This window comes from Streptomyces sp. NPDC059456, assembly GCF_042750055.1.
Taxonomy (GTDB): Bacteria; Actinomycetota; Actinomycetes; order Streptomycetales; family Streptomycetaceae; genus Streptomyces.
This window is the reverse complement of record NZ_JBHYVA010000764.1, coordinates 1-3,842: the sequence shown is the minus strand read 5'-3', so window position 1 is coordinate 3,842 and position 3,842 is coordinate 1. Positions and strand designations below refer to the sequence as shown.

Genomic DNA, 3,842 nt, shown 5'->3' with positions numbered 1-3,842 from the left:
GCGCCCGCGCGCCCCCCCCCCCCCCCGAACGGGGCGGGGGCAGCGGGTGGGGGTCAGGCCCGCGGGGCCACCCCGAGTTCGGTCCGGGGGACGCCCGGCGCCTCGAAGCCGAACACCTGCCCGTAGGCGGAGAGCTCGGCGTGCAGACAGTCGATGACGGTCTGCGCCATGCGGAAGCCGTGCTGCTCCTCCTTGAACGCGAGGTACGCGTGCGGCACCCCGTTCTCGCGCATCCGCTCCAGGAACCGCTCGGTCTGGGCCGGCGGGCACACGGCGTCCTCGAGCCCCTGCAACAGCACGAACGGCGCGCGCACCCGGTCGGCGCGCCGCAGCGGCGACACCTGCGCGTACCGCGCGGCGGCCCGCGGCCACGGGCCGATGAGGCTTTCGAGGTAGCGCGACTCGAAGTCGTGCGTGCCCTGCGCGCGCCACTCCTCGGGGTCCAGGAGCGGGAAGTAGATGCCGGCGACGCGGTACAGCTCCGGTTCGGCGGCCAGTGATGCCGCGGCGGTCCAGCCGCCCGCGCTGCCGCCCCGGATGCCGATCCGCCCGCGGTCTGCCTTCCCCTCGGCGACCAGGCCGCGGATCGCGGTCGCGCAGTCGCGTACGTCGACCACGCCCCAGGCCTCCCGCAGCCGTTCCCGGTAGGCTCGCCCGAAGCCGGTGGACCCGCCGTACTGGACGTCCACCACGCCGATGCCCCGACTGGTGAAGAACGCGGTGGACAGGTCCGCCACCAGCTGGCTGCGGGTGGTCGGGCCGCCGTGCGCCTGCACCACGTACGGGGGCAGCTCGCCCTCCGGAGCGGTGAAGCCGGGGTTGTGCGGCGGGTACACGTACGCGTGCACCTCCTCGCCCTCCGGGCCGCGGAACACCGCGTGGTAGCCCGGGGGCAGGTGCTCCGTGTACGAGGTGTCCGCCGGGCGCAGCACCTCCGGCGCCCCGCCGTCCGGCCCGACCAGCAGCAGCTCGCCCCGGTTGCGCGGGCCGGCGGCCGAGACCGCCACCCGGCGGCCGTCGGTGGCCAGCACCGCCCACTCCGTGAGCTCCTCGCGGCCGTCCAGGTCCGTCAGCGAGCCGTCGGCCCCCAGCAGCGCGAGCCGTCGCGCGCCCACCCCGTGGGTGACGAACATCCGGCCGCCGCCCACCGGGAGGAACCACTGGGCGCCGATGCGCCAGAGCGCCTCGCCGAACTCCTCCTCCCGTGCGCACAGTGGGCGTACGGACCCGTCGAGGTCCAGCTCGTGGAGGTTCCACCAGCCGGTGGTGTCGCTCAGCACGTACAAGACCCCGGGCCGGTCCGGAGCCCACTCGGCCTGGCTGACGGCGACGCCGGGCCCGCCCGCCAGCACGCGGGCGGGGCCCACGGTGCCGTCCGGGCCGACCGGCGCGACCATCAGCTCGGTGCCGTCCCAGGGCATCCGGGGGTGTTCCCACCCGAGCCAGCAGGCGTACCGGCCGTCCGGGGAGACCTTGGGGCCGGTCATCAGGTGGTGGCTCGCGGCCAGGACCCGCACGGCCGCCGGATCCGCGGCAGCGGATCCGTCCAGCGGCAGGGCGACCAGGTCCCGGCGGACCTCGGCGCGGTCCGCGGTGAGGGCCACCTCGCGCAGGCACCAGACCTCGTTCCCGACGCGACAGAAGTCGGCGTAGGCGGCCCCGCCGGGCAGCGCGGGCTCCGGACTGATCGGCTCCGGAAGCCCCCCAGGCACCCCCCGGTACACCCGCTGGTCGTCCCAGTGGGTGAACACGAACCCGGCGGCGGGGTCCGCGCCCAGCGGCAGCCACGGCCGCCCGCCGTACTCGATGACCCGGGTGCGCACGTTCCACCCGGGCCCCAGCGCGTCGCGGGTCGAGCCGTCGGGCGCCCGGCGCACCAGCGCCACGCGTCCGGACTCGCCGGGGCGCCACTCGGTCCACCAGACCTCTTCGCCGATGAAAGCGGCCCATTCGACCTTCTTCTGCCCGGCGGCCGCCGCGGCGGCGCCGATCGGCGAGGTCCAGGTTCCGTAAGGGGACGTGCGCACCTGTGTCTCCGTCATGTCCGAGGTCGTGTCTGCGTGTCCGGGCGGCGCCGGCCGCTCAGTCCCGGCCCGTGCTGTAGGCGGAGGTGTCGCCGCGCAGGGCCCTGCTGGGCCGGCCGTCCACGCCGACCGGGGTGGGGGCCACGACGGTGACGCGCTCGCCGCGGCGGTACTGGTTGCCGTAGTCGTAGATGGCGTAGTGCGCCGTCGACTGGTTGTCCCAGATGGCGATGTCGCCGACGCGCCACTGCCAGCGCACGGTGTGCTCCGGCTTGGTCAGGTACTCCTGCATGACCCGGATCAGGTCGCGGGAGGCCTGGGGGGCGTACCCCACCACCCGGCGGGCGAACCCGCCGAGCAGCAGCGAGCGTTCGCCCGTCTCGGGGTGGACGCGGACCGCGGGGTGCTCCGCCTCGTACGGGGTCGAGATGTAGGCCCCGCGCTCGATCACGGTGTCGTCGGTGAAGTCGCAGTCGTTGCTGTGGACGATCCGCAGCTGGTCGGCGAACTGGCGCAGCTCCGCCGGCATGCTCGCGTACGCGGTCGCGGCGTTGGCCCACACGGTGTCCCCGCCCACCGGGGGGATGACCTTGCTGTGCAGGAACGCGAAGGCCGGCGGGCGCTCGATGAACGTGAGGTCCGTGTGCCAGTGGTTGGCGCGGGTGCCCTGCTTGGAGTCCATCTCCCGCAGGTTCGGGCGGCCTTCGGGGGCGTCGTAGATCGGGTGCCCGAGCGTCAGCTTGCCGAAGCGCGAGGCGAAGGCGGTCTGCGCCGCGTAGTCCAGGTCCTGGTCGCGCAGGAAAACCACCTTGTACCGGAGGAGGGCGGCGCGGATCGAGGCGATCGTCTCGTCGCTCAGCGCGTCACCCGCGTCCACGCCGCCGATCACGGCGCCGATGTTCCCGGTCAGCGGAGTGACCGTCACACCGGTCTGCGCCTGCAGGGTTTCAGTCATGGCTCTTGCCTTTCCCATGGGTATTCCGGTTCACCGGGCGTTCCGGTTCACCAGATTGACTTTCCAGATCTGGCAAGAGGTTGCCATGAATGTGACTCGCCTGGCAATATTGCCTGGCATGAAGCTCCTGAAGACGCGGACCGGCCCCGGGCCGTCTCGACGAACAGTGGAGGACTCCTGATGGCCACGCCGACTCTGACCGCCCCTCCCGGGCCCCCGACCGGCGCGCTCCGCCCCACCGGAGAGGGCGAGCCGCTGCCCGTCGGCCCCAGGCCGCCGGTGCACGAACTCGTCGCGGGATTCGCCCGGACCGGCCCCGCCCGCACCGCCGTCAGCTGCGGCGCGAGCAGCATCGCGTACGGCGACCTCGACGCCTGGGCCGCCCGCGTCGCGGCCGCGCTCACCGAGGCGGGCGTCCGCCGCGGCGGACGCGTCGGCGTGCTGGTCGAACCCTCCCTCGCGATGGTCGCCGCCGTGCTCGGCGCGATGCGCTGCGGAGCCGCGTACGTACCCGTGGACGTCTCCCACCCCGACCTGCGCGTCACCGACATCCTGACGGACGCCCAAGTCGACGCCGTCCTCGTCACCGAGGCATCACGCCACCGTCTCACCGGGCTCGACGTACCCCTGGTCGACGCCGGCTCCACCGCCCGGGAACCGGCGGCCGACCGACCGGGCGGCGGCGGGGGCCGCGGCCGCCGGCCCGCCTGCGCCGGCGGGGGCGGGGGGGGCGGGCCGGGGCGCGGGGGCCGCCCCGGGCCCGGAGGCCTAATGGCGCCCGGTTCGGACAATCGCTGGGGGACACCCATTGACCCGGTGTGCAGTGCCCCGCGCCGCTTTCGCCGCGGCGGGGGCCGCACTGC

General features: G+C 74.7%; 3 protein-coding genes. 1 reads left to right on the top strand and 2 read right to left on the bottom strand.

Going from position 1 to position 3,842, the window contains the following annotated elements:
* Positions 1 to 53: 53 nt before the first annotated feature.
* Both ACFXA3_RS38020 and ACFXA3_RS38015 read right to left on the bottom strand, forming a co-directional pair.
* Positions 54 to 2,027, bottom strand: a complete 1,974-nt coding sequence (locus ACFXA3_RS38020) for an alpha/beta hydrolase family protein (protein ID WP_385195129.1) — start codon at positions 2,025 to 2,027, stop codon at positions 54 to 56.
* Between the two features lie 55 nt (positions 2,028 to 2,082).
* Positions 2,083 to 2,979, bottom strand: a complete 897-nt coding sequence (locus ACFXA3_RS38015; protein ID WP_385195127.1) for a TauD/TfdA dioxygenase family protein — start codon at positions 2,977 to 2,979, stop codon at positions 2,083 to 2,085.
* Between the two features lie 180 nt (positions 2,980 to 3,159).
* On the opposite strand from ACFXA3_RS38015, the gene ACFXA3_RS38010 reads away from it, so the two are divergent.
* The coding region (locus ACFXA3_RS38010) for an AMP-binding protein (RefSeq protein ID WP_385195124.1) at positions 3,160 to 3,842 on the top strand (683 nt) is incomplete at its 3' end.

Bases quoted from the DNA above. Each gene is read 5' to 3' on its own strand.
- ACFXA3_RS38015 (WP_385195127.1), bottom strand. From the start codon at position 2,979: ATGACTGAAACCCTGCAGGCGCAGACCGGTGTGACGGTCACTCCGCTG.